This window comes from Pseudonocardia zijingensis (genome assembly GCF_042657305.1).
In the GTDB taxonomy this organism is placed as follows: Bacteria; Actinomycetota; Actinomycetes; order Mycobacteriales; family Pseudonocardiaceae; genus Pseudonocardia; species Pseudonocardia zijingensis.
The window spans coordinates 1-20,926 of record NZ_JBHSKO010000004.1; the positions used below are offsets into that span (position 1 = coordinate 1).

Below are 20,926 nucleotides of genomic sequence, written 5' to 3' on the forward strand. Positions count from 1 at the left end.
TTCTGCCAGCTCAAACACTGGCGAGGACTGGCCACCCGCTATGACCGGCACGCCCGCAACTACCTCGGAGCGCTCCACCTCGCAGCCCTGCTCACCTGGCTTCCATGATCCACCAGACACTCCCTAGCCGGAGCGCGCGGCCGCCAGCAGGGCGAGGGCCGCCTCGCGCGCCTGGACCGCCGTGTCGGCGACGCCGTGGTGGGCGGCCACGACCGTCGCCCCCTCCACCAGCATCAGGAGCCGGCGCCCGAGGCCGTCGGGGTCGGCGACCCCGGCGCGGGCGGCGATGCCGGAGAGGAGGTCCAGGTAGCGGCCCAGGTGCCTGCCGGTGACGGCGCGCACCGGGTCGTCGTGGTGCTGGGCGGCGGCGTTCACCATGGCGCAGCCGCGGAACTCCGGCTCGCGATACCAGCGACCCAGCGCGTCGAAGACGGCGGCCAGCTGGTCGGCGGGATCGTCGCCCACCGCCGCGACGGCCGCGGCCATCCAGCGGTGCACCCGCTCGCTCCGCGCCTCCAGCACGGCCTGCACCAGGCCGTCCTTGGCGCCGAAGTGGCGATAGAGCGTCTCCTTGGACACACCGAGCCGGGCACACAGCTCGGCGACGCCCACCCCGTCGATCCCGCGCTCGTACAGCAGAGGGCCGGCCGCCTCGACGATGGCGGCACGGGTGCGGGCCGGATCGATCGTCGAGCGCTTGGCCACCGGCATGTCCCGGATCGTACCGATCGGTTCGATGTGGTGGTAGCGTCCCGGACCGTACCGATCGGTTCGATCTCTGGACGGCGCATGACGGACCCGCTCGCCACCGACCCCCCACCGGACCCGCTGCACCCGGCCGCCACCCCGGCGCTGACCTTCCGCAGCGGCGGCGAGGACCTGCTGGGTGTGCTGCACGTGCCCGGCGGCCCGGGGCCGCACCCGGTCGTCGTGCTCCTGCACGGCTTCCCGGGGATCGAGCGCAACTTCGACCTCGCGCAGGTGCTGCGCCGGGCCGGGTACGCCGCGCTCGTCTTCCACTACCGCGGCTCGTGGGGCATGGGCGGCGCGTGGTCGTGGGGGCACGTGCTCGAGGACGCGAGGGCGGTCGTGGCCGCGCTCCGCGACGAGCGCCTCGCCGCGGCCCACCGGCTCGATCCGGCGCGCCTGACCGTGGTCGGTCACAGCCTCGGCGGCTTCGCCGCGCTCATGACGGCGGCGGCGCTGCCGTCCGTCACCGCGGTGGCCTCGGTGGCCGGGGTCGACTTCGGCGCCGTCGCCGCCCGTTGCCGCGCCGACCCGGCAACGCGCGCCGCGTGGGTGGACGCGTTCGCCGCCGATCTGGGCCCGCTGCGCGGCACCAGCGGGGAGGCGCTGATGGCCGAGCTGGAGGCGGCGGGCGAGTCGTGGCGGCTGGCCCGGCTCGCACCTCGGCTGACCGACCGGCCCGTGCTGCTGATCGGCGGCAGCCGCGACACCGTCACGCCGCCCGACGCACATCACGACCCGGTCGTCGCGGCGTTCCGGGCGGAGCCGGTCGAGCGGCTCGAACACCACGTCCTCCCCACCGACCACGCCCTGTCCGACCACCGCGTGACGCTGGCGCGCACGCTGCTCGCCTTCCTGGCGCGGCACGCATGATCCAGGCGCTGCGGCTGGCGCTCGGCACCGCGTCGGCGCTCGGGTTCGCGCGGTTCGCCTACGGACTGCTCCTGCCGGCCATGCGCGAGGACCTGCACTGGAGCCTCGCGCAGGCCGGGGCGATGAACACCGCGAACGGGTTGGGCTACCTGATCGGCGCACTGGTGACGGCCGCCGTCGTCCGCAGGCTGGGCACCGCGGCCGCGTTCCGCTGGGGCATGGCCCTCACCGCGGTGGCGTTGGCGGCCACCGCGCTCACCGGCGACTACGCCGCGCTGCTGGTCCTCAGGACGGCCGCGGGCATCACGGGCGCCGTCGTCTTCATCGCCGGCGGGGTGATCGCGGCCCGGTCCCCGTCCCGCGGGGCGATCCCGGTCTACTTCGCCGGGAGCGGTCTGGGGATCGTCGTCAGCGGCGCCGCCCTCCCCTCGCTGGGCGACCACTGGCGCGCGGGCTGGGCCGGCCTGGGCGTCGCCGCGGGGCTGGCCACGTGGCTGAGCTGGCGCGCCGCCACCGACGGGGACGCGTCGACCACCGCCACCGGACGCGCGCGGGTGCTCCCGCTGTGGCGCACGGCCGTGGCGTACCTGCTGTTCGCGGCCGGCTACATCACCTACATCACGTTCCTGTCCGCCTACCTCGCCGAGCAGAACGCCCCGGTGGCGCAGGTGGCGCTCACCTGGACGGTGCTGGGCGCGGCCGTGATCGCGGTGCCCACGCTGTGGCGCCGCCCGCTCGCGCGCTGGCCGCGCAGCACGGCTCTCGCCGTGATGCTGGCGCTGCTGGCCGGGGCGTCGGCGCTCGCACTGGTCTCCCCGGCGCTGCCGGTGGTGCTGGCCTCCGCCGCCGGGTACGGGGCGACGTTCCTCGGGGTGCCCGCCGCGATCACCTCGCTCATCAAGCGCGACATCCCGCCCGACGACTGGACGGCCACGCTCGCGGCGTTCACCACCCTGTTCGCGGGCGGCCAGACCGCGGGCCCGTGGATCGCGGGGGTACTCGCCGATCACACCTCGACCGGCGCCACGGTGGCGTGGACGGCCGTCCTGTGCGGTGCGGGCGCGGTGATCGCCCTCACGGCGCGCCCGCCGCACCCCGCTCTGCGGGCGTGAGCTCGTCGTCGCAGATCGCGAGCAGGCGCTCGAGGAACGCTGCTACCGGGGGCGACTCGAGCGCGGTGCGCCGCCAGACCACGCCCAGCTCGCGGCAGGCGGGCGGATCCGTGACGGGCACGGCGTGCTCGGCGCCCGCGGCGGCGAGCCGGGGCAGCAGCGCCACGCCGACCCCGCTGCGCACCATCCCGTGCACGATCGAGAGCTGGCCGGTCTCGATCACGACGTCCGGGGCGAACCCGGCCTCGGCGCAGAGCTGGTCGGTGAGCTCGCGGACGCCGTAGCCGGCGCGCATGCAGACGAAGCCCTCGCCGGCGAGTTCGTGCAGGGCCACCCCCTGCCGCCCGGCGAGGGGGTGGCCGGGCGGCACGAGCACGACGATCGGCTCGCGGACGAGCGTGCGAGCGCCGAGACCGGTGAGGGTCAGCGGCATCCGCGTGACGGCCATGTCGAGCTCACCGGCCTGCACGAGCTGCTCGAAGTCGCGCGAGACGTCGTGCTCGACCAGGTGCACCGCCACCCCGGGGTGCTCCGCGCGGAACTGCGCCAGCACGGCGGGCAGCAGGTGCGCCGCGACGCTCGGCAGCACTCCGACGGCCACCCGGCCGTGCCGGAGCCCGACGACGTCGGCCACGCGGTCGCGGCCCGTCTCCAGCTCGGCGAGCGCGCGTTCGGCGTGTTCGAGGAACGCCGCGCCGGCAGCGGTGAGCACGACGCTGCGGGCGAGCCGCTCGAACAGCTTCGCGCCGACCTCCTGCTCCAGCTTGCGGATCTGGATCGACAACGTCGGCTGGGCGAGGAACAGCGAGGCCGCCGCGTGCGTCATGCTGCCCTTCTTCGCCACGGCGACGAAGTAGCGCAGCTGGTGCAGCTCCACGACGGTGGGCTACCGGCCGCCGCGCAGGCGGCGCAGCAGGGCCCGCACCCGCGCCGCGAGCGTGCCGGCGAGGAGCGAGAGCGCGCCAGGAGGCCGCACCGGGGTGGCCGGGGCCCGTCCGGTGCGGGCGTTCTCCTCGACGGCGAGGGCGAACTGCTCGAACAGCCGCCGGCTCACGTCCCCGGCGAGCGCCCGGCCGAACTGCGCGATCCGCCCGGACAGGAACAGCGCCGCCTCGGCCCGCAGCACGGTGCCACCGCCGGCGGCGGGCTCGGCGTGCAGGCGGATGTCGGCCTGGGTGGTGCTGCCCCCGGTGTCGGCGCCCTGGGCGTGCACCCGCAACCGGTGCTCGTCCGGCACGCGCTCGACCACCTGGGCGAGCCCGTCGAACGCCAGCCGGACGGGGCCGAGCGCCACGGTGGCGCGGCCGCGGTACCGGTCGTCGTCCAGGACCTCGACGAGCTCGGCGCCGGGCAGGCAGGCGGCCAGCCGGTGGAAGTCGTCGAGTACCTCCCACGCCTTGTCGACGGGCACGGCCAGCTCGCTGCGCACCTCCACGGTGGCCGAGGGCGCCCCGGCAGGCAGCTCGACGGGTCGTGAGTGGATACGAGTGCTGGGGGCCTCGTAGTCACTCACGGCGTGGTCGGTGCCGCGGCTGAGGATCGTGCGCGGACTGCAGTTGCGCGGCGGTGGCACGCCGTCGGGGTGCTCGGCGGCGACGTCGGCCACGGCCGCGAGGATCCCGCGGTACCCGGTGCAGCGGCACAGCACGCCCGACATCTCCATCGGCAGCTCCTCCGGCGCCACCGGCGTGCCGTCGGCGAGGAGGTCGTAGCTGCTCATGAGCATGCCCGGCGTGCAGAACCCGCACTGCAGGCCGTGGTGGGCGGAGAAGGCCTCCTGCAGCGGGTGCTGGTCCTCCTGGCTGCCCAGCCCCTCGACCGTGACGATCTCGGCGCCCTCGCACTGCACCGCGAACAGCAGGCAGGCGCGGGCCGCGGCGCCGTCCACGAGCACGGTGCACATGCCGCAGACGCCGTGCTCGCAGCCCAGGTGGGTGCCGGTGAGGCCCAGCTGCTCGCGCAGCACGTCCGCGAGGTGCACGCGGGGCGGCACCCGCACCGTGACCTCGGACCCGTTGACGGTCATGGCGATCTCGACCTGTTCGCCTGCGGCGACCTTGACCGGACGTGCGTCCATCACGCCACTTCCTTCCTGGCCCGGCGGAGTGCCTTCTCCAGCTCGCGGGTGGCCAGCACGCCGAAGAGACGGCGCCGGTAGCCGGTGGAGCCGTGCGCGTCCCCGGCGGTGTCGACCACCTCGGAGGCGAGCTCGGTCGTGGCGGCGCGGAGGTCGGGCTCCCGCAGCACCTCGGTGACGTCGCGGGTGACCGGCCGGTCGGAGATCCCGAACCCGGTGAGCCGGGCCTGCGCGACGGCGCCGTCGCCGCCGACCCGGACCACCGCCGCGACGCCCGCGAGGGCGAAGTCGCCGTGCCGCCGGGCGATCTCACCGAACCCGAAGCCCTCCCCCGGCCGTGCCGCGGGGAACTCGACGGAGACGACGACGTCCTGCGGGCCCGCCCCGGTGGTCATGGCGCCGGCGAAGAACTCCCCCGCCGGGATCCGCCGCCGCCCCGCGGGACCGGCGACCTCGATCGTCGCGTCCAGGCACGCCGCCACGGCGGGCAGCTCGGCTGCGGGGTCGGCATGGGCGAGGCTGCCGACCACGGTGCCGCGGCTGCGCAGCTCCCGGTGCCCCACGAACGGCATCGCCATCCCGATCAGCGGCACCGCGCGGGTCTCGGCGGCCCGCTCGACGGTGCGCTGCCGCACGGCGGCGCCGATCCGCAGGGCGCCCCCGTCGACGGTCTCGAAGCCTTGCAGCTCGGCGACCGCGTTGATGTCCACGAGCGTGGCGGGCCGGCCCAGCCGCATCGCCAGCACGGGCACCAGCGACTGCCCGCCCGCGAGCACCTTGGCGTCGCCCCCGGCGAGCTCGGCGAGCACGTCGTCGAGCGCAGCGGGGCGGACGTAGGCGAACGGTGGGGCCTTCATCGTGTCAGCGCCCCCGGAACTCCGGCTTGCGCTTCTCCCCGAACGCCTTGACGCCCTCGGCGAAGTCCTCGGTGGCACGCAGCATCGCGTACGCCTTGCGCTCCAGCTCGATGCCCGTGTACAGCGGCCCGTCGAGGCCCTTGTCGAGCACCTCCTTGGCGGTGCGCTGGGCCGAGGGCGAGAAGTCGGCCATCTTCGCGGCGAGCGCGTCGACGGCGCCGTAGAGCGCGTCCCGGTCGTCGTGCAGGCCGGCGACCACGCCCCAGTCGAGCGCCTGCTGGGCCTGGATGCGGGTGGCGGTCAGGATGTGGAACTTGGCCCGGGACAGCCCGATCAACCGCCCGAGCCGCTGCGTGCCGCCGGAACCGGGGATCATGCCCAGGTTCATCTCGGGCAGCGCGAACTGGCTGCGCGGGGTGGCCAGGCGGATGTCGCAGGACAGCACCAGTTCCAGGCCCACGCCGAAGCAGTAGCCGTCCACGGCCGCGATCACCGGCTTGGTGCTGCGCGCCGGAGCCGTGATGTTGTGGCCGAGGTCGGTGAAGTCGATCGGGTCGACCTCCATGAACCCCGCGATGTCGCCGCCCGACGAGAAGTGCTCGCCGTCGGAGCGGACCACCACGACGCGCACGTCGTCGTCGCGGTCGATCTCGGCGAACCGCTCCCCCACGAGCTTGCGCATCTCCCACGTGATCACGGTGTACTTCCCGTGGGACAGGGTCAGGTAGGCGATCCGGCCGTCGGGGGAACGGTCGAGGTGGACCTCACCGCCGGTCAGTGCCATGTCATTGCTCCTTCACAGTTGGTGGTCCAGTCGATCGCGAGGCGGCGAAGCCGCGTTCTTGCAGCACGCCACCGGCACCGCCGCGGGTTCTCAGGCGTCTGATCGCGAGGACAGCGCCGACGTGGTGAATTGGTATTCATGAGAAGGCGATCCCGGAGCGAGCGGGCGTCTGAGGTTCCGCTACCGGCACCGCTATGCAGGCCGTTCACCCGCTCTCCAACAGCTTGTGGAGAACGTCGCCGTGCAGGGGCAGGCGGGTGATCGGGACGCCTGCGGGGCGCAGGGCGTCGGCGACGGCGTTGGCGAACGCGACGGGGAAGCTCATCGACGAGCCCTCCCCACACCCCTTCGCGCCGAGCGGCGTGAGCGGTGAGGGCGAGACGACGTGGTCGGTGCGCAGTTCGTAGGCGGTCTCGGCGGCCGTCGGGCAGAGGTAGTCGAGGAACGTGGCCGAGGTGGGCTGGCCGGAGTCGGCGTAGGTGAACTCCTCGTACATGGCCCCGCCGAGGCCGTGGGTGAGGGCGCCTAGCACCTGCCCGTCCAGCAGCTGCTGGTTGAGCACGGTGCCGGAGTCGTGCACCGACGAGACGCGGTCGACGCTGATCTCGAGGGTGTCCGGGTCGATCCGCACCGCCACGACCTCCGCGACGAAGCCGTAGCACAGCGAGGAGTTGATCCGGTCGTCTCGCGTGGCGGCCTTGACCTCGGCGGGCGTGAACGCGGCCTCCTCGTACAGCCGGGCGGGCGTGCCCGCGGGCAGCGCACCGGGGTCCCAGTGCACGAGCCCGGCGGCGTGCCGGAACTGCACCGACCGCTCCGGGTCGGACCGCAGCCGCACCAACCCGTCGGCGAGCTCCAGCTCCTCGGCCGGGGCGTCGAGCAGCACGCCGGCCGCGGCGCGCACCGTGGCGGCGATCCGGTCGGCCGCCTGCACGACGGCGCTGGTCACCAGCGGGGCGAACCGCGACGAGTAGCTGCCGGAGGTGACGGTCCACGGCGTGGTGGCCGTGTCCATGTCGACGACGGCCCGCACCTGCTCGACGGGCAGCCCGAGCCGCTCCGCAGCGACCGCGCGGGCCACGGTGGCGTGCCCCTGGCCCTGCGGGACGCTGCCCAGCATCACCGTGACCAGGCCCTGCATGTCGACGGCCACCCGCACGTGCTCGGTGGAGCCGGACTTGTCCCGGCCGGGCTTGCGCTGCTCGCTGGGCGTGGCCAGCCCGACGTAGCCGATGTTGGTGCCGGACGGGTCGACGACCAGCCCGACCCCGACCCCGTAGAAGCCGCCCGCCGCGCGCGCCTCGGACTGCCGGGCGCGCAGCTCGGGCAGGTCGGCGTTCTTCACCGCGAGGTCGACGGCGGCGACGTAGTCGCCCGAGTCGTACACACCCCCCGTCGGCGTCTCGTAGGGGAAGGAGCCCACGAGGTTGCGCCTGCGCACCTCGACGACGTCCTGCCCGGTGGCCTCGGACACCGCGTCCATCAGGCGTTCGAGCCCGAAGTAGAGCTGCTGGCCGCCGAACCCGCGGTTGAGGCCCACGGGCATCTGGTTGGTGACCACGGCCCGCGCGCGGATCTCGACGGCGCCGATCCGGTAGGGGCCGGTGATGTTGCCGTAGCAGCGGTAGAGCGTGGACGGCTCGGGCGGGCGCATGTACGCGCCGACGTTGTCGACGAGGTCGGCCTTGAGCGCGGTGACCGTACCGTCGGCGGTGACCGCGGCGGCGAACCGCATCACGCGGTCGGCGCCCGTGGAGCTGGCGAGCAGGTGTTCGATGCGGTCCTCGCTCCAGCGCACCGGGGTGCCGGAGTGCTTCGACGCGAGCGCCATCAGCACGACGTACGGGTAGATCCCGGCCTTGATGCCGAAGCTGCCGCCGATGTCGGCGGGCACGTGCAGCCGGATCCGCGACGTCGGCACGCCCAGCGCGCCCGCCATGACCGGCACCATCGTGAACGGGCCGTGGAAGTTGGCCCACGCCTCGACCGCGGGCCCGTCGGTGCCGTCGCGCCAGTCGGCGATCACCGAGTAGCACTCCATCGGCACCGACGAGTAGCGCGGGAAGTCGTACTCCCCCTCGACCACGTGGGCGGCGTTGGCGAACTCGTCGTCGACCGGGCCGAACGAGAACGTCCGGTCGGTGGCGACGTTCGAGCCTGCGTCCTCGTGCAGCAGGGGGGCGTCCGGCTCCAGTGCGGCCCGCGGGCTCACGACCGCAGGCAGCGGCTCGTAGTCGACGCTCACCAGCTCGGCGGCGTCCTCGGCCGTGTAGCGGTCGGTGGCCACGACCACCGCGATCGGTTCCCCGACGAAGCGCACCTTGTCGGTGCCGGTCGGGTAGTAGGGCATCGCGGCGCCGGTGGACAGCGGGAACGGGCGCAGCGCGGCGCGCACCTCGTCCGGCCCGATCACGGCGGCCACCCCGGGGTGGGCCCGCGCCCGGGACAGGTCCACACCGCGGAGCCGGGCGTGCGGCTGCGTGGACCGCACGACGGCCGCGACGAGCGTGCCGGGGAGCGGGTCGAGGTCGTCGAGGAACCGGCCCTGCCCGGTGACCAGCGGGCCGTCCTCGACGCGGGCAGGTGTGCGGTCAGCCACGAGCGGCCTCCCCGAGAGCGGTGAACTCGCCTGCGACGAGGGTGCGGCGCAACGTCTTGCCCACCCCGGAGCGCGGGATGGAGCCGACGGCGATCACGCGCTTGGGCTGCTTCAAGGCGGGCAGCACGTCGCGCGCGTAGGCCATCGCCTTCTCGGCCGCGGCCACCGGGTCGGTGTCACGTGCCGGCACGACGAACGCCGTGACCGCGTGGCCCCACCGCTCGTCGGGCAGCCCGACCACGCACACGTCGTCGACGGCGGGGCAGCGCACGAGCGCGGCCTCGATCTCGTCGGGGTAGATGTTCTCCCCACCCGAGTTGATCATGTCGTCGACCCGGCCGGAGACCCACAGGTCACCGTCCTCGTCGGCCACGGCGAGATCGCCGGTGTAGTACCACCCGTCGCGGATCGACTTCGCGTCGGCGTCGGGGCGCTGCCAGTAGCCGCCGAAGGCCTCGGGGCTCTCCATCGACACGATCACCTGGCCCTGTTCCCCCGGCCCGACGAGCGCGTTCGGCGGCGCGCCGACCTCCGGCGCCACCAGCCGGACCCGGGAGAACATCCCCGCACGCCCCGCGCAGCCGGGCTTCGCGGCGACGTCCGGCCCGATCGTGAACGTGTAGATCTCGGTGCTGCCGAAGTGGTTGACGAACGCGCGTGGGCCGACCTCCGCCACGAGCCGCTCGGCGAGCGCGGGCGTCATCGCCGCCCCGGCGTAGGCGAGGCGGTCGAGCGCGCGGGCCTCGGACAGGCTGCCGGTGCGCAGCAGCGACCAGAAGATCGTCGGCACCAGGTAGAGCGAGCTGACGTTCTCCTCGGTGATCAGCTCGATCGACTCCTCGGCGTCGAACGCGGGCTGCGCCACCCAGGTGCCGCCCACGACGATGCTGGTCAGGAGCGTGCGCAGGCCCATCGTGTGGAACATCGGCATCACGCCGAGCACCACCTCCCCCGCGCGCTGCTGGGTCTGCACGGCGTGGGCGACGGCGGCGGAGTGCTCGGCCCGGTGGGTGCGCGGCACGCCCTTCGGCCGCCCGGTGGTGCCGGACGTGTAGAGCATCACGCTCACGTCGGTCTCGGCGGGCCCCGTGGGGAGGGCGCCGTCGGGCTCGCGCTCGGCACGGGCGTCGACCTCGTCGACGGAGCGAACCGCCACCTCGCCTGCGGCCGCGGCGGCGCGCTCGGCGTTGGCCTCGTCGGCGACGAGCAGGCGGGCGGCGGAGTCGGACACGCAGTACCGCAGCTCGTCGGCCGAGAAGCGGGTGGACAGCGGCACCGAGACCGCGCCCAGCTTCTGCGCGGCCAGGTGCAGGCTTGCCAGCGGCTCGCCGCCGGTCAGGGCGAGCGCGACCCGGTCGCCGGGGCGCACACCGTCGGCGGCCAGCGCCCTGGCGAGCCGATCGGTGCGCGCGTCCCACTCGCGGTAGCTCAGGTGCCGTCCGCGGCCGCGGACGGCGGGCCGCTGCGGGTAGCGCTCGGCCGCCCATCGCAGAGCCGTGCCCAGATCCATCCGACCTCCCTCTACGCTCTGTTTCGGACGGTACTATCCGGACTTACCCTAGGCAAGGGTGAACCGTACGACTCGGACGGTGCTGGGGCTACGATCGACCATCCGGTCGGGGGAGGAGGAGCTGTGGGCGAGGTGCGGCTGTCCGCGACGTCCTACGTCGTGCTCGGGATGATCGCGCTGCGCGGGCCGTCCACGCCCTACGAGCTCAAGCGCGCCGTCGGGCACTCCGTGGGCTACTTCTGGCACTTCCCGCACGCCCAGCTCTACTCCGAGCCCGACCGCCTCGCCGGTCTCGGCCTGCTGGAGCTGACCGTCGAGGAGCGTGGGCGGCGGCGCAAGACCTACTCGCTCACGGACGCCGGCCGGGCCGCCCTGCAGGACTGGCTCGCCTCCCCCACCCACGAGCACTTCCAGATGCGCGACATCGCCGAGCTCAAGCTGTTCTTCAACGAGGCGGGGTCCCCGGAGAACGTCACGGCGCTCGCCCGCGACCAGATCAAGCAGCACGAGGAACGCATCGCGGTCTACGAGCAGATGGTCGAGCGGTTCGGCAGCGACCCCCACGCCCAGCCCCGGATGATCACCCTGGAGCTCGGGCTGGAGATGGAGCACGCGGCCCTGCGGTTCTGGTCGGCCCTCGCCGACGGCGACCTCGAGCGCCTCCGGGCGGCCCGCCGCCGCCTCGCCGAACCGCGCTGATCCGGGGCCGCCGCACCGCCGTCCCAGCGACGGACCGATGAGTTCTTGCCACATCCGCGGTCATCAAGGGCATAACACCCACGCCCGCGCTAGAAAGCAGGATGGCCATGACGACCGTCGACAACACCGGCACACGAGTGGTGATCCACGACCTCGTGCTGCTCCTGGCCCGCATCGGCCTCGGCATCCTCATGATCGGGCACGCCGCCCTCATGTACAACTTCGCCGGGAGCCTCGCCGGCGTCGGGGAGCTCTTCGCCCCGATGGGCATCCCGATCCCCGGGGTGCTCGGGCCGGCCAACGTCCTCTTCGAGTTCGTCGGCGGCATCGCCATGATCGTCGGCGTCGCGGTGCCGATCGTCGGCGTCATCATGGCGCTGAACATGGTGGGCGCGTGGGTGCTCGTGCACACCTCGCCCCTGTACTCCATGGACAACAACGGGCCCGAGCTGGTCATCGCCATCGCGCTGCTCAGCCTCGTGCTCGCCGTCACCGGCTCCGGCCGGTTCGGGCTCGACCACGTGCTCGGCACGCGCCGCCGGGCCCGGGTCGCGCAGTAACCCGCGCCGGGTCAGCCGGCGGCGAGCACCTCGTCGAGCACTCCGCGGCGCACGTCGGCCACGAGGTCGGCGAGCTGCGCGACGCTCATCTGGATGCGCTGGCCGAAGTCGTCGGTGACGACGACGCGCCGCTCCGGCGCCGCGGTGTCGTCGAGATAGAGCTCGGGGCAGCCGCAGTTGCACTGGCCGCAGAACGTGGCGATGTGGCGCATGACGGGTTGGTCGCCGGTCCGGGACACCCGGTTCCGCGGCCGACCCGATCGGGTGAGGGCGCGCCCGCGCTCAGGCGGGGTCGCGCGTCTCGGCCACGATCCACCGCAGGTACCCGGGGTGCCCGCCGGTGAGCGGTGTCGCGATCACGCACGGCACGTCGTCGGCGTGGTCGCGGTCGGCCCGCGCGACGATCTCCGGCACGAGCGACGCACGCGTGTGCAGCGCGACCCGCGCCGACCCGTGGTCCCAGATCCGGCCTTCCCACCGGTAGGTCACCTGAATCGGGTCGATCCGGTGCCCGCAGGCGACCACGCGGTCCTCGACGAGTTGCCTCGTCCACCCGGCGAGCCAGTCCGCGTCCTCGGCCGAGACGACGACCTCCACGCAGTCGGTACCCGGGTCCGTCACGACGCCTCCCTGCCGCTCGCGGTGCCGTCGCCGACGATATCGACCGCGCCGGACAACCGCTCCCGGCGACGTGTTGTGATCAAGGGATGTCCGAACGACGGACCGCCCTCGTGACCGGATCGACCAGCGGCATCAGCCGGGCCACGGCCGTCGCCCTCGCCCGGGACGGGTTGTTCGTCGTCGTCAGCGGCCGGGACGAGGACCGCGGGCGCGAGACCTGCGACCTGATCCGGGAGGCGGGCGGCGACTGCGCGCTGGTGCCCGCCGACCTGACCGACGTCGACTCCACGCAGGCGCTGGCCCGCGACGCCCTCGCCGCGGGGGCGGGCGGATCGACGTCCTGGTCAACAACGCCGGGGGCGGCCACTTCGACGACGGCAACCAGTTCAAGCCGACCGTTGCGGTGTCCCCCGGCGAGTTCGAGGCCCTCTTCGCGCTCAACGCCCGGGCGCCCTTCCTGCTCACCGCGGCGCGATCGTGAACGTCCTGGCGATCTCCGCCCACCGCGGCTTCCCCGGCGTGAGCGTCTTCGGCGGCGCAAAAGCCGCCGTCGCCGCGTTCACCCGCACGTGGGCGGCCGAATTCGCGCCCGCGGTGCGCGTGAACGCCGTCGACCTGGGCACCGTTCGCACCCCGTTGCACGCCGGGCACGAGGAGGTGGCCGCCGTCATCGCCTTCCTGGCCTCCGACGCGGCGTCCTACGTCAACGGGGCCGTCGTGTCGGTGGACGGCGGCAAGTTCAGCACGTTCTGAGCGGTCCCGATCGGGCGGCCCCGCGGTCCCCCGTGTGCCAGCAAGGTGGCTTTACTGGCGTAATGCGCCAGTATGGCCACCTTGCTGGCACACGGTCGGGCGTCACCCGCCGCCGTCGTCGCGGCGCAGGAAGTCGCGGGCGCCCCGCAGCGGGGTGCGCAACATGCGGCGGGTCCGCGTGCAGTCCAGGCGGACGTCGAGCGGTGCCGGCGGCCCAGTGTCGGCGCAGCGGCCGGGGGTGAGCGCGGCGGCGTCCAGCCCGTCTCGGTGGGCGATCAGCACCCCGAGCTCGTACCGGTTGAGCGCATCCGGCCCCGCGAGGTGGCACACGCCCGCGTGATCGGAGGCTGCCAGCTCCAGGAGGGCCGCGGCGAGGTCGGCCACGTGCACGGGGCACCGGACCACGTCGGTGAACAGCACGCCGTCGCGTCGCCCGCTCGCGAGGTCGTGGACCATCGCCTCGTGCGGCGAGTCCCCACCACCGATGATCAGCGAGGTGCGGGCGATCACCGCGGCCGGCGCGAGGAGGCGGATGGCCGTCTCGGCCGCCGCCTTCGCCGCCCCGTAGGGCGTGATCGGGTCCGGCACGGCCGACTCGTCGTAGTGGACGTCCGCCCCCGAGAACACGGCGTCGCTGGACACGTGCACCAGTCGCGCCCCGTGCCGGGTGGCGGCCATCGCCACGCGGACCGCACCGTCGGCCGTGGTCGCCCAGTCCGCCTTGCGGTAGGCGGCGTTGATCACGACGTCGGGCCGGGTCTCCCCCACCGCCGCTGCGATCTCCTCGTCGTGGCGCAGGTCCACCCGCCGCCAGGCGACCCCCGGGACGTCGGCGGGCCGGGTCGCGAACGTCGCCGTGACGCGGTGCCCGGCCGCCACCGCCTGCCAAGCCAGCTCCCGGCCGAGGAAGCCGCTGCCACCCACGAGCAGGATGTCCATGATCGGGCACGGTAGCCCGCGACAGCGGCGGGTTCGGCTGAACGCCGAACCTTGCTTGATCACAAGATCGGCGCGTTTCCCGACGGGGGTGTCGGATTTCGTTCCCGACCGGTGATCATGGAGCGGGGCGTGGGGCGGACGAGCTGGCCTGTAAGCCGGATCCTGTTCCCGGGCGCCTTGCGGCGCACCGTTCGGCGACCATCCATCTAGGCCCGCCGTCACCGGCGGGCTCGAGCGGTCTACCCGCAGGCTCGGACGGGCCGCCCTCGAACGCCTGCGCAGCTCCCGCGAGCGGGAGCCTCTTGACCTTGCTCCGGGTGGGGTTTACCGAGCCACCCCGGTCACCCGGGGTGCTGGTGGTCTCTTACACCACCGTTTCACCCTTACCCCGCGCTGGCTGCGCGAGGCGGTCTGTTCTCTGTGGCACTTTCCCGCGGGTCGCCCCGGGTTGCTGTTGGCAACCACCCTGCCCTGCGGAGTCCGGACTTTCCTCGGCGACGGTTACCCGTCGACGCGGCCGCCCGGCCAGCTCGTCCGCGTTTCGATCCTACCCGGGGCGGTTCAGGTCCAGCGGTGCGCCACGTCGACGACGACCTTGGAGCCCTCGACGAACACGCGGAACGGGAGCCGGGCGCGCACACCGACGCCGAAGGTGGTGCTGCCCTCGAAGCTGCCGGCGTAGACGACGGAGCGCAGGGTGTCGTAGCCGCCGACGTCGGCGACGGGCCGCCCGGCAGTGGGTGGGGGGACGATCGTGGGCGTGCCGGTGGTGTCGTCGTAGGCGGGGTGGTGCACGGCCACGAGCAGCCGCGCACCGCCGGGCACGTCGACGACGGTGCCGGAACCGTCCTGGGTCACCTCGTCGACGTACTCCACGCGGTAGCCGGCGGCCGGGCCGCCGAGGTCGAACACGACGCGGTCGAAGCAGTCGTGGCGGCCGGTGCGCACGGCGGTCAGCGGTGGGCGGCCCTGCGCGTCGACCCGCTCCCCCGTGCTGCCCCACGGCGTGTCGCAGGACGTCGCGGCGACGGGGACCGGTGTGGGGGCCGTGGCGGCCACGACGGGCAGCGCGACGGCGGTGACGGCGAGCAGGACGGTCAGCAGGTGCCGGAGAGTGCGGGACATGGCGGCCTCCTCGAAGCTCATACCTGAAGACGTGCCGCCGGGCTCTCAGGTTGCTTCGCGCTCCTCCTCGGAGTCGCGCACCGCGCCGCACCGCCAGCAGCGGTCGGTGGCGCCCTCGCTGGGCATGGCCCCGCACTCGGGGCACAGCATGCCGAGCCAGCACACCGCGTCGCCGGTCTCCTCGCCGTCGCTCACGCCCCCATCCTGCGCCCGGACGGGTGGCGTTTGCCACGCGTGACGCGGACCGCGCAACGCCGGTTCGGCTGCGGCGCGCAACTACCGTGGTTTCGTGATCGATACGTCGCCGGGCACGCTCGCGTTCCTCGTCGTCGCGGGCCTGGTGGCGGGTGCTGTGAACGCGGCGGCGGGCGGCGGTTCGCTGCTGGTGTTCCCGTCGCTCCTGGCGGTGGGGCTGCCGCCGCTCTCGGCCAACGTCACGAACTCGATCGCGCAGTGGCCCGGCTACCTCGGGATCATCGCCGGTGCCCGGCACGACCTGCGCGGCCAGGGCCGGCGCATCCTGCTCACGTCGGCGGTGTCGGTCGTCGGCTCGGCGATCGGCTGCGCGCTGCTGCTGGTGCTGCCCAGCGCGGTGTTCGACGCGGTCGTGCCGGTGCTGGTGCTGCTGGCGAGCGCGGTCTTCGCCCTCCAGCCGCTGATCCGGCGCTGGACCGCGCCGACGCCGGGTGCGCCGGACCGGATCGGCACCCTCCTGCCCAGCGTGTTCCTCGCCGCGATCTACGGGGGCTACTTCGGCGGGGCGCTCGGCGTCATCCTGATCGCGACGCTCTCGCTGTTCGCGCACGACTCGCTCGTGCGCCTCAACGCACTCAAGGGGTTGTTGTCGCTGGTGGTGGCCACGGTCACCGTCGTCTACTTCGCGATCGGTGCCCCCGTGCACTGGCCCGCGGTGGCGGTGCTGGCGCCCACCACGCTCATCGGCGGGTACGTGGGGGCGCGCATCGCCCGCCGCTCCCCGGAAGCCGTGCTGCGCGCCGCGGTGGTGCTGCTCGGCACGGCCGTCGGGATCTACCTGCTCGTGTCGGGTTGACGGACCGGCGCCGCGGCGCGACGCTCCCCGTCCGCCACCGGTACGAGGAGGCCCCACCGCGGTGAAGTACGTCGTCCTGATCTACAGCAACGCCGAGTCGAGGAAGCTCTGGGAGCAGTTCTCCGCGGCGGAGCGCGGTGCGGGCCTCGACCAGTACGCGCAGTTCGACGCGGAGCTGGAGGCGTCCGGCGAGCTCGTGGTCTCCCAGGCGCTGGCCGACCCCTCCACCGCGAGGCGGGTCCACGTCGACGCGGGCCGGACGTTCACGACCGACGGCCCGTTCGCCGAGGCGAAGGAGCACCTCGCCGGGTTCTACCTGCTCGACGTCGTGAGCGAGGCACGGGCGATCGAGATCGCGGCCCGGCTCCCGGAGGCCGGGCTCGGCCTCGTCGAGGTGCGACCGGCGCGCAGCCTGGACCTCGCCGAGTGGTGACGCCCGCGGACGTCGGACGGCTCGTGCGGGAGCTCGCACCGCAGGTGCTCGTCGCCGTCGTCCGCCGCCACGGCGGGTTCGACACCTGCGAGGACGCCGTGCAGGAGGCGTTGCTCGCCGCCGCCGTCCAGTGGCCGGCGCAGGGGCTGCCTGCCGACCCGAAGGCCTGGCTGATCACCACGGCGTCCCGGCGCCGCATCGAGATGTGGCGGTCGGAGACGGCGCGGCAGCGACGGGAGGAGACCGTCTCCGCGCTGACGCCGCCCCCGCCCGACGCGGTGCCCGCGGTGGACGACTCGCTCACGCTCCTGCTGCTGTGCTGCCACCCCGCGCTCACCCCGGAGTCGCAGGTGGCGCTGACGCTGCGGGCCGTCGGCGGGCTCACCACGGCCGAGATCGCCCGCGCGTTCCTGGTGCCGGAGGCGACCCTCGCCCAGCGGATCAGCCGGGCGAAGGCGCGGATCACGGCCGCGGGCGCGCAGTTCCGGATGCCGGGGCCCGTTGAGCTTCCCGAGCGGATCGCCGCGGTGCTGCACGTCCTCTACCTGATCTTCAACGAGGGCTACACGGCCGGCTCCGGTGCGGACCTGAACCGCGTGGAGCTCAGCGCGGAGGCGGTCCGGCTCACCCGGCAGCTGCACGCCGAGTTGCCCGCGGACGGCGAGGTCGGTGGGCTGCTGGCGCTCATGCTGCTGACGGACGCGCGCCGCCCCGCGCGCACCGCGGCCGACGGCAGCCTGGTGCCGCTCGCCGAGCAGGACCGGAGCGCGTGGGACGCCGCGGCGATCGCCGAGGGCACCGCGCTGATCAGCGAGTGCCTCGCCACCGCGCCGATCGGCCCCTACCAGCTGCAGGCCGCGATCGCCGCGGTGCACGACGAGGCGGCGCGCGCCGAGGACACCGACTGGCCGCAGATCCTGGCGCTCTACAACCACCTGCAGGTCCTCACGCCCGGCCCGATGGTCACGCTGAACCGGGTCGTCGCCGTCTCGGAGGTGCACGGCCCACGGGCCGCGCTCGAACAGCTCACGGCCGCGGCCGCCGATCCTGCGCTGACCGGGCACCACCGCCTGCACGCCGTGCGCGCCCACCTCCTGGAGGCGGCGGGCGACGCCGACGCCGCGGCCGTGGAGTACCGGTGGGCGGCCCGCGGCACGCTCAGTGCGCCGGAACAGCGCTACCTCGAGGCGCGGGCCGCGCGGCTCGCTCACTGATCAGCACGGCTGCCGCGGCGATCGCCACGCCGGCGGTGGCGCCGTGCACCCCGTAGGCCACAGCCGCGGGCCCGCCGTTGGCGAGCACGATCAGGGCGTCGCCGAGCGGGATGAAGCTGGCGGCCAGCGTGACCCACCCGAGTACCCGGGGCAGGCGCAGCGCGAGCAGGGTCAGCAGGATCAGCCCGCTCCCGATGTCCCGCACCCCCTTGACCGCGAGGAACGGGTCGTCGCCCGCCGGGACCACCCCGAAGGCCGCCCCGGCCCCGGCCGGATCCAGCAGGAACCGCACCCCGATCGCGATGATCCCGACCCCGATGACCCCCACGGCGGCGAGCGCCGTCCGCTGCATCCACATGCGCTTCTCCTGTCAGTGCTAGCTTCTCTGTCGAGACTAGACGAGCGGAGACAGAATGTCTAGCAACGCTAGGATCTGCACATGGGCACGACAGCCTCCCAGCGGGAACGGCAGCGCGCCGAGCGCCATCGCCTGATCGTCGACACCGCGCGCGAGCTCGCCGAGACCTCCGGCTGGGACGCCGTCACCAGCCGCAGGCTCGCCGAGCGGATCGAGTACAGCCAGCTGGTGCTCTACAGCCACTTCAGCGGCAAGGACTCCATCGTCAGGGCGATGGCGCTGCAGGGGTCCGAGGAGCTGGCCCCGCTCATGCGGGAGCGCGTGGCCGCGGAGCCGTCGGCGTTGACCGCCACGGCAGCCGCGTACGTCGAGTTCGCGTCCCGCCATCTCGCGCTCCACGACGCGATGTTCCAGCTCACCACCGAGTACCCGTTCGCAGACGAGGCGTCACCGCCCGCGCTGCACGAGGGGTTCGGCCTCCTGCGTGACGCGCTCGCCGCCGCCACCGGGCCCGACGACATCGACCTGCGCACCGAGCTGTTCTGGAGCGCGCTGCACGGCCTCGTCACCCTCACCCGCAGCGGCCGGCTCCCCGCCGAGGCGCACGAGGAGCGGCTCGCGCTGCTCGTCGCCCAGCTCAGCGCGGGGCAGGGTGGTGGCTCGTGTCGTTGACGAGCCGCACGCTCGCGCCGCCGTCGGGGTAGAAGTCGGCGATCGACAGCGCGGCGAGGTCCAGGTGCAGCCGGTACAGCACGCCGGGGCCGCCCTGCAGGGCGTCGCGCAGCAGCATCTTGATCGGGGTGACGTGCGAGACCACCACGAGCGTGGCGCCCGGCCAGTCGCTCAGGAGGTCGGCGAGCTCGGCCTCCACCCGCCTGCCGACGGCCGCGAAGCTCTCCCCTCCCGGCGGGGCGACGTCCTCGGAGCCGAGCCACTCCGCGTGCAGCTCGGGATCGCGGGCCTTCGCCTCCGGGAACGTGAGGCCCTCCCACTCGCCGAAGTCGGTCTCGATCAACCGCTGCCGCACCACCAGCGGGGCGCCGGTCGACGCCGCCACCGCCTCGGCGGTCTGGCGGGCGCGACGCAGCGGCGACGTGAGGACGGCGGACACCCCGGGCGTCCCGGCGAGCCGGGACGCCGCGCCGGCCGCCTGGGCGAGCCCGAGCGGCGTGAGCTCGGGATCACCGTGCCCGGAGTAGCGCCGCTGCACCGACAGCGCCGTCTGCCCGTGGCGCAGCAGCAACAACCGGGTGGGCGTGCCGGTCTGCCCGGTCCAGGACGCAACCCCGCCCGCGTGGGTCACCGATCCGCGGCCTGGGAGTCCATCGCCTGGTTGGCGAGCGCGTCGGCCCGGGAGTTGCGCAGCCGCGGGATCCACTGGAACCGCACCGAGCCGATCTCCCGGACCAGTTCGGAGGCCTCCTCGGCGAGCGGCCGCATCGCGGGGTGCTTGATCTTCCAGCGGCCGCACATCTGCTCGACCACCAGCTTCGAGTCCATCCGGACCTCGACGTCGGTGGCCCCGAGCTCGGCCGCCGCGCGCAGACCCGCGATCAAACCGCGGTACTCGGCCACGTTGTTCGTGGTGACGCCGAGGCCCTCGGCCCGCTCGACCAGGACCTCGTCGGTGTCGGGGTCCAGCACGACCGCGCCGTAACCCGCGGGCCCCGGGTTGCCGCGGGATCCCCCGTCGGCCTCGACGACGACCTTCACAGCCCCGACGCCTCCGTGCGCACCAGGATCACGCCGCACTCCTCGCAGTGCACGATGTCGTCGGCCGGGGCGGCCTTCAGCTCGGCGAGCGCGGTGCGGTCGAGCTCCAGCCGGCACGCCTGGCAGCGGCGCGCCACGAGCGCGGCCGCCCCCACCCCGCGCTGCTCGCGGCGGCGCTCGTAGACGGCGACGACGTCGGCGGGCAGCGTGGCGAGGACCTCCTCGCGGGCGCGACGGCGGCCGGCCTCGGACGTGTCGATGTCGACGAGCGCGTTGTCACGGCGCTCGGTGACGGCGGAGAGCTCCTGCTCGGCGGTGGCCAGCACGACACGGGAGTGCTCCACGTCCGCCCCCACGGCCTCGCGCTGCTCCATGATCTCGAGCTGCTCGTCCTCGAGCACACTCTGCCTGCGCGCGAGCGTCTCCAGTTCGTGCTGCAGGTCGGCGGCCTGCTTCGCGCTGATCCCGGCCCCCGCGAGCAGCTGGTTGTCGCGCTCGGTGCGGGCGCGCACCCCCTCCACGTCGCGTTCGATGCGGCGGATGTCGCGGTCGAGGTCGCCCGCGGCGGTCTCGACCTCCACCAGCTTGTCCTTGGCCTCGCGGACGGCCGTCTCGGCGGCGGTCAGCTCGGCGTGCTCGGGGAGGTTACGGCGGCGGTGGGCGAGCCGCGACAGCTCGGCGTCGACCTCAGCCAGGTCGAGCAGGCGGCGCTGGACGGCGGGGTCGGCTTTCACGGGTGAGTCCTTCCGGGCGAATGCGAACCCCGACGCTACCGCCCCGCCTCGCGCCCGCGGCGGGAGGCGTGGTTCGTGGGTCCCCGGAGTTCAGGAAAGCCACATTCAGGGCCGCTGCGGCCTTGAATGTGGCTTTCCTGAACCTCGGGCGGCAGCGGCGCCGTGTA

General features: G+C 74.0%; 23 protein-coding genes, 1 other RNA gene and 2 pseudogenes. 10 read left to right on the plus strand and 16 right to left on the minus strand.

All coding sequences use genetic code 11. The features are described from left to right. Positions 1-123: 123 nt before the first annotated feature. Positions 124-711 (minus strand): TetR/AcrR family transcriptional regulator, encoded by a 588-nt coding sequence (locus ACFPL3_RS09875; RefSeq protein ID WP_343946626.1) that lies wholly within the window; start codon positions 709-711, stop codon positions 124-126. A 78-nt stretch (positions 712-789) separates the two neighbouring features. On the opposite strand from ACFPL3_RS09875, the gene ACFPL3_RS09880 reads away from it, so the two are divergent. Beyond that, complete coding sequence (locus ACFPL3_RS09880; protein ID WP_379588792.1) at positions 790-1,620, plus strand: alpha/beta hydrolase family protein; 831 nt, start codon at positions 790-792, stop codon at positions 1,618-1,620. Then, entirely contained in the window at positions 1,617-2,732 is a 1,116-nt protein-coding gene (locus ACFPL3_RS09885) for a YbfB/YjiJ family MFS transporter (RefSeq protein ID WP_343946623.1), read from the plus strand. Before ACFPL3_RS09880 ends, ACFPL3_RS09885 begins: the two co-directional genes overlap by 4 nt. On the opposite strand, the gene ACFPL3_RS09890 is transcribed toward ACFPL3_RS09885, so the two are convergent. The 6 genes from ACFPL3_RS09890 to ACFPL3_RS09915 all read right to left on the minus strand — a co-directional run bounded on the left by ACFPL3_RS09890 (position 2,695) and on the right by ACFPL3_RS09915 (position 10,559). Next, the gene (locus ACFPL3_RS09890) at positions 2,695-3,609 is read right to left on the minus strand and encodes a LysR family transcriptional regulator (RefSeq protein ID WP_343946622.1); all 915 of its coding nucleotides are present in this window, start codon (positions 3,607-3,609) and stop codon (positions 2,695-2,697) included. The genes ACFPL3_RS09885 and ACFPL3_RS09890 overlap by 38 nt on opposite strands. Positions 3,610-3,618: 9 nt before the next feature. Further along, entirely contained in the window at positions 3,619-4,809 is a 1,191-nt protein-coding gene (locus ACFPL3_RS09895) for a 2Fe-2S iron-sulfur cluster-binding protein (protein ID WP_343946621.1), read from the minus strand. Continuing rightward, complete coding sequence (locus tag ACFPL3_RS09900) at positions 4,809-5,666, minus strand: FAD binding domain-containing protein (protein ID WP_343946620.1); 858 nt, start codon at positions 5,664-5,666, stop codon at positions 4,809-4,811. The genes ACFPL3_RS09895 and ACFPL3_RS09900 overlap by 1 nt, the downstream gene beginning before the upstream one ends. A 4-nt stretch (positions 5,667-5,670) precedes the next feature. After that, a complete protein-coding gene (locus tag ACFPL3_RS09905; RefSeq protein WP_343946619.1) occupies positions 5,671-6,450 on the minus strand; it encodes an enoyl-CoA hydratase/isomerase family protein in 780 nt (259 codons plus the stop codon). Between the two features lie 205 nt (positions 6,451-6,655). Further along, the gene (locus tag ACFPL3_RS09910; protein ID WP_343946618.1) at positions 6,656-9,049 is read right to left on the minus strand and encodes a xanthine dehydrogenase family protein molybdopterin-binding subunit; all 2,394 of its coding nucleotides are present in this window, start codon (positions 9,047-9,049) and stop codon (positions 6,656-6,658) included. Further along, a complete protein-coding gene (locus ACFPL3_RS09915; protein WP_343946617.1) occupies positions 9,042-10,559 on the minus strand; it encodes a class I adenylate-forming enzyme family protein in 1,518 nt (505 codons plus the stop codon). Before ACFPL3_RS09915 ends, ACFPL3_RS09910 begins: the two co-directional genes overlap by 8 nt. A gap of 123 nt (positions 10,560-10,682) precedes the next feature. On the opposite strand from ACFPL3_RS09915, the gene ACFPL3_RS09920 reads away from it, so the two are divergent. Together ACFPL3_RS09920 and ACFPL3_RS09925 are read left to right on the plus strand one after the other, a co-directional pair. Continuing rightward, entirely contained in the window at positions 10,683-11,258 is a 576-nt protein-coding gene (locus tag ACFPL3_RS09920; RefSeq protein WP_343946616.1) for a PadR family transcriptional regulator, read from the plus strand. Positions 11,259-11,365: 107 nt separating this feature from the next. After that, positions 11,366-11,818, plus strand: coding sequence for a DoxX family protein (locus tag ACFPL3_RS09925; protein ID WP_343946615.1), 453 nt, complete (start codon positions 11,366-11,368; stop codon positions 11,816-11,818). 11 nt (positions 11,819-11,829) lie between these two features. Here ACFPL3_RS09925 and ACFPL3_RS09930 read toward each other — a convergent pair whose 3' ends face one another. Both ACFPL3_RS09930 and cutA read right to left on the minus strand, forming a co-directional pair. Further along, a complete protein-coding gene (locus ACFPL3_RS09930) occupies positions 11,830-12,030 on the minus strand; it encodes a hypothetical protein (protein WP_343946614.1) in 201 nt (66 codons plus the stop codon). 70 nt (positions 12,031-12,100) lie between these two features. Next, positions 12,101-12,439: a divalent-cation tolerance protein CutA gene (cutA, locus tag ACFPL3_RS09935; protein ID WP_343946613.1), complete on the minus strand. Its 339-nt coding sequence runs from the start codon at positions 12,437-12,439 to the stop codon at positions 12,101-12,103. An 86-nt stretch (positions 12,440-12,525) separates the two neighbouring features. Between cutA and ACFPL3_RS09940 the strand changes: the two are divergent. Continuing rightward, a pseudogene (locus tag ACFPL3_RS09940) lies at positions 12,526-12,693 on the plus strand (SDR family NAD(P)-dependent oxidoreductase); the annotation flags it as partial. Between the two features lie 223 nt (positions 12,694-12,916). Further along, complete coding sequence (locus tag ACFPL3_RS09945) at positions 12,917-13,192, plus strand: SDR family oxidoreductase (protein ID WP_343946612.1); 276 nt, start codon at positions 12,917-12,919, stop codon at positions 13,190-13,192. 102 nt (positions 13,193-13,294) lie between these two features. Here the strand turns inward: ACFPL3_RS09945 and ACFPL3_RS09950 are convergent, their stop codons facing one another. The 4 genes from ACFPL3_RS09950 to ACFPL3_RS09965 all read right to left on the minus strand — a co-directional run bounded on the left by ACFPL3_RS09950 (position 13,295) and on the right by ACFPL3_RS09965 (position 15,451). After that, positions 13,295-14,131 (minus strand): SDR family oxidoreductase, encoded by an 837-nt coding sequence (locus tag ACFPL3_RS09950; protein WP_343946611.1) that lies wholly within the window; start codon positions 14,129-14,131, stop codon positions 13,295-13,297. A gap of 135 nt (positions 14,132-14,266) precedes the next feature. After that, positions 14,267-14,664, minus strand: an RNA gene (gene rnpB, locus ACFPL3_RS09955) — RNase P RNA component class A. A 28-nt stretch (positions 14,665-14,692) separates the two neighbouring features. After that, positions 14,693-15,256, minus strand: a complete 564-nt coding sequence (locus tag ACFPL3_RS09960) for an AMIN-like domain-containing (lipo)protein (protein WP_343946610.1) — start codon at positions 15,254-15,256, stop codon at positions 14,693-14,695. A 45-nt stretch (positions 15,257-15,301) separates the two neighbouring features. Further along, positions 15,302-15,451, minus strand: a complete 150-nt coding sequence (locus tag ACFPL3_RS09965; RefSeq protein ID WP_343946609.1) for a hypothetical protein — start codon at positions 15,449-15,451, stop codon at positions 15,302-15,304. Positions 15,452-15,545: 94 nt separating this feature from the next. Here ACFPL3_RS09965 and ACFPL3_RS09970 point away from each other — a divergent pair, with 94 nt between their 5' ends. The 3 genes from ACFPL3_RS09970 to ACFPL3_RS09980 all read left to right on the plus strand — a co-directional run bounded on the left by ACFPL3_RS09970 (position 15,546) and on the right by ACFPL3_RS09980 (position 17,954). Then, on the plus strand, positions 15,546-16,307 hold the full coding sequence (locus tag ACFPL3_RS09970) for a sulfite exporter TauE/SafE family protein (protein WP_343946608.1): 762 nt from the start codon (positions 15,546-15,548) through the stop codon (positions 16,305-16,307). Between the two features lie 61 nt (positions 16,308-16,368). Next, positions 16,369-16,740, plus strand: a complete 372-nt coding sequence (locus ACFPL3_RS09975) for a YciI family protein (protein ID WP_343946607.1) — start codon at positions 16,369-16,371, stop codon at positions 16,738-16,740. Continuing rightward, entirely contained in the window at positions 16,737-17,954 is a 1,218-nt protein-coding gene (locus ACFPL3_RS09980) for an RNA polymerase sigma factor (protein ID WP_343946606.1), read from the plus strand. Before ACFPL3_RS09975 ends, ACFPL3_RS09980 begins: the two co-directional genes overlap by 4 nt. Here the strand turns inward: ACFPL3_RS09980 and ACFPL3_RS09985 are convergent. Continuing rightward, on the minus strand, positions 17,899-18,312 hold the full coding sequence (locus tag ACFPL3_RS09985; protein WP_343946605.1) for a DUF4267 domain-containing protein: 414 nt from the start codon (positions 18,310-18,312) through the stop codon (positions 17,899-17,901). The genes ACFPL3_RS09980 and ACFPL3_RS09985 overlap by 56 nt on opposite strands. 81 nt (positions 18,313-18,393) lie before the next feature. Between ACFPL3_RS09985 and ACFPL3_RS09990 the strand changes: the two genes are divergently transcribed. Continuing rightward, on the plus strand, positions 18,394-18,984 hold the full coding sequence (locus ACFPL3_RS09990) for a TetR/AcrR family transcriptional regulator (RefSeq protein ID WP_343946604.1): 591 nt from the start codon (positions 18,394-18,396) through the stop codon (positions 18,982-18,984). Here the strand turns inward: ACFPL3_RS09990 and ACFPL3_RS09995 are convergent. Next, positions 18,950-20,025, minus strand: a pseudogene (locus tag ACFPL3_RS09995) (histidine phosphatase family protein). The gene ACFPL3_RS09990 and the pseudogene ACFPL3_RS09995 sit on opposite strands and share 35 nt — an antisense overlap. Beyond that, positions 20,022-20,759 carry a zinc ribbon domain-containing protein gene (locus ACFPL3_RS10000; protein WP_343946603.1) on the minus strand — a complete coding sequence of 246 codons (738 nt, stop codon included), beginning with the start codon at positions 20,757-20,759 and terminating at the stop codon, positions 20,022-20,024. Before ACFPL3_RS10000 ends, ACFPL3_RS09995 begins: the two are co-directional and overlap by 4 nt. Positions 20,760-20,926 lie beyond the last annotated feature (167 nt).

Excerpts from the sequence above, each read along its gene's own strand:
- ACFPL3_RS09930 (WP_343946614.1), bottom strand. The coding sequence starts at position 12,030 with ATGCGCCACATCGCCACGTTCTGCGGCCAGTGCAACTGCGGCTGCCCC.
- ACFPL3_RS09985 (WP_343946605.1), bottom strand. The coding sequence starts at position 18,312 with ATGTGGATGCAGCGGACGGCGCTCGCCGCCGTGGGGGTCATCGGGGTC.
- ACFPL3_RS09925 (WP_343946615.1), top strand. The coding sequence starts at position 11,366 with ATGACGACCGTCGACAACACCGGCACACGAGTGGTGATCCACGACCTC.
- ACFPL3_RS09885 (WP_343946623.1), top strand. The coding sequence starts at position 1,617 with ATGATCCAGGCGCTGCGGCTGGCGCTCGGCACCGCGTCGGCGCTCGGG.
- ACFPL3_RS09950 (WP_343946611.1), bottom strand. The coding sequence starts at position 14,131 with ATGGACATCCTGCTCGTGGGTGGCAGCGGCTTCCTCGGCCGGGAGCTG.
- ACFPL3_RS09990 (WP_343946604.1), top strand. The coding sequence starts at position 18,394 with ATGGGCACGACAGCCTCCCAGCGGGAACGGCAGCGCGCCGAGCGCCAT.
- ACFPL3_RS09875 (WP_343946626.1), bottom strand. The coding sequence starts at position 711 with ATGCCGGTGGCCAAGCGCTCGACGATCGATCCGGCCCGCACCCGTGCC.
- ACFPL3_RS09905 (WP_343946619.1), bottom strand. The coding sequence starts at position 6,450 with ATGGCACTGACCGGCGGTGAGGTCCACCTCGACCGTTCCCCCGACGGC.
- ACFPL3_RS09900 (WP_343946620.1), bottom strand. The coding sequence starts at position 5,666 with ATGAAGGCCCCACCGTTCGCCTACGTCCGCCCCGCTGCGCTCGACGAC.
- ACFPL3_RS09915 (WP_343946617.1), bottom strand. The coding sequence starts at position 10,559 with ATGGATCTGGGCACGGCTCTGCGATGGGCGGCCGAGCGCTACCCGCAG.
- ACFPL3_RS09960 (WP_343946610.1), bottom strand. The coding sequence starts at position 15,256 with ATGTCCCGCACTCTCCGGCACCTGCTGACCGTCCTGCTCGCCGTCACC.
- ACFPL3_RS09880 (WP_379588792.1), top strand. The coding sequence starts at position 790 with ATGACGGACCCGCTCGCCACCGACCCCCCACCGGACCCGCTGCACCCG.
- ACFPL3_RS09895 (WP_343946621.1), bottom strand. The coding sequence starts at position 4,809 with ATGGACGCACGTCCGGTCAAGGTCGCCGCAGGCGAACAGGTCGAGATC.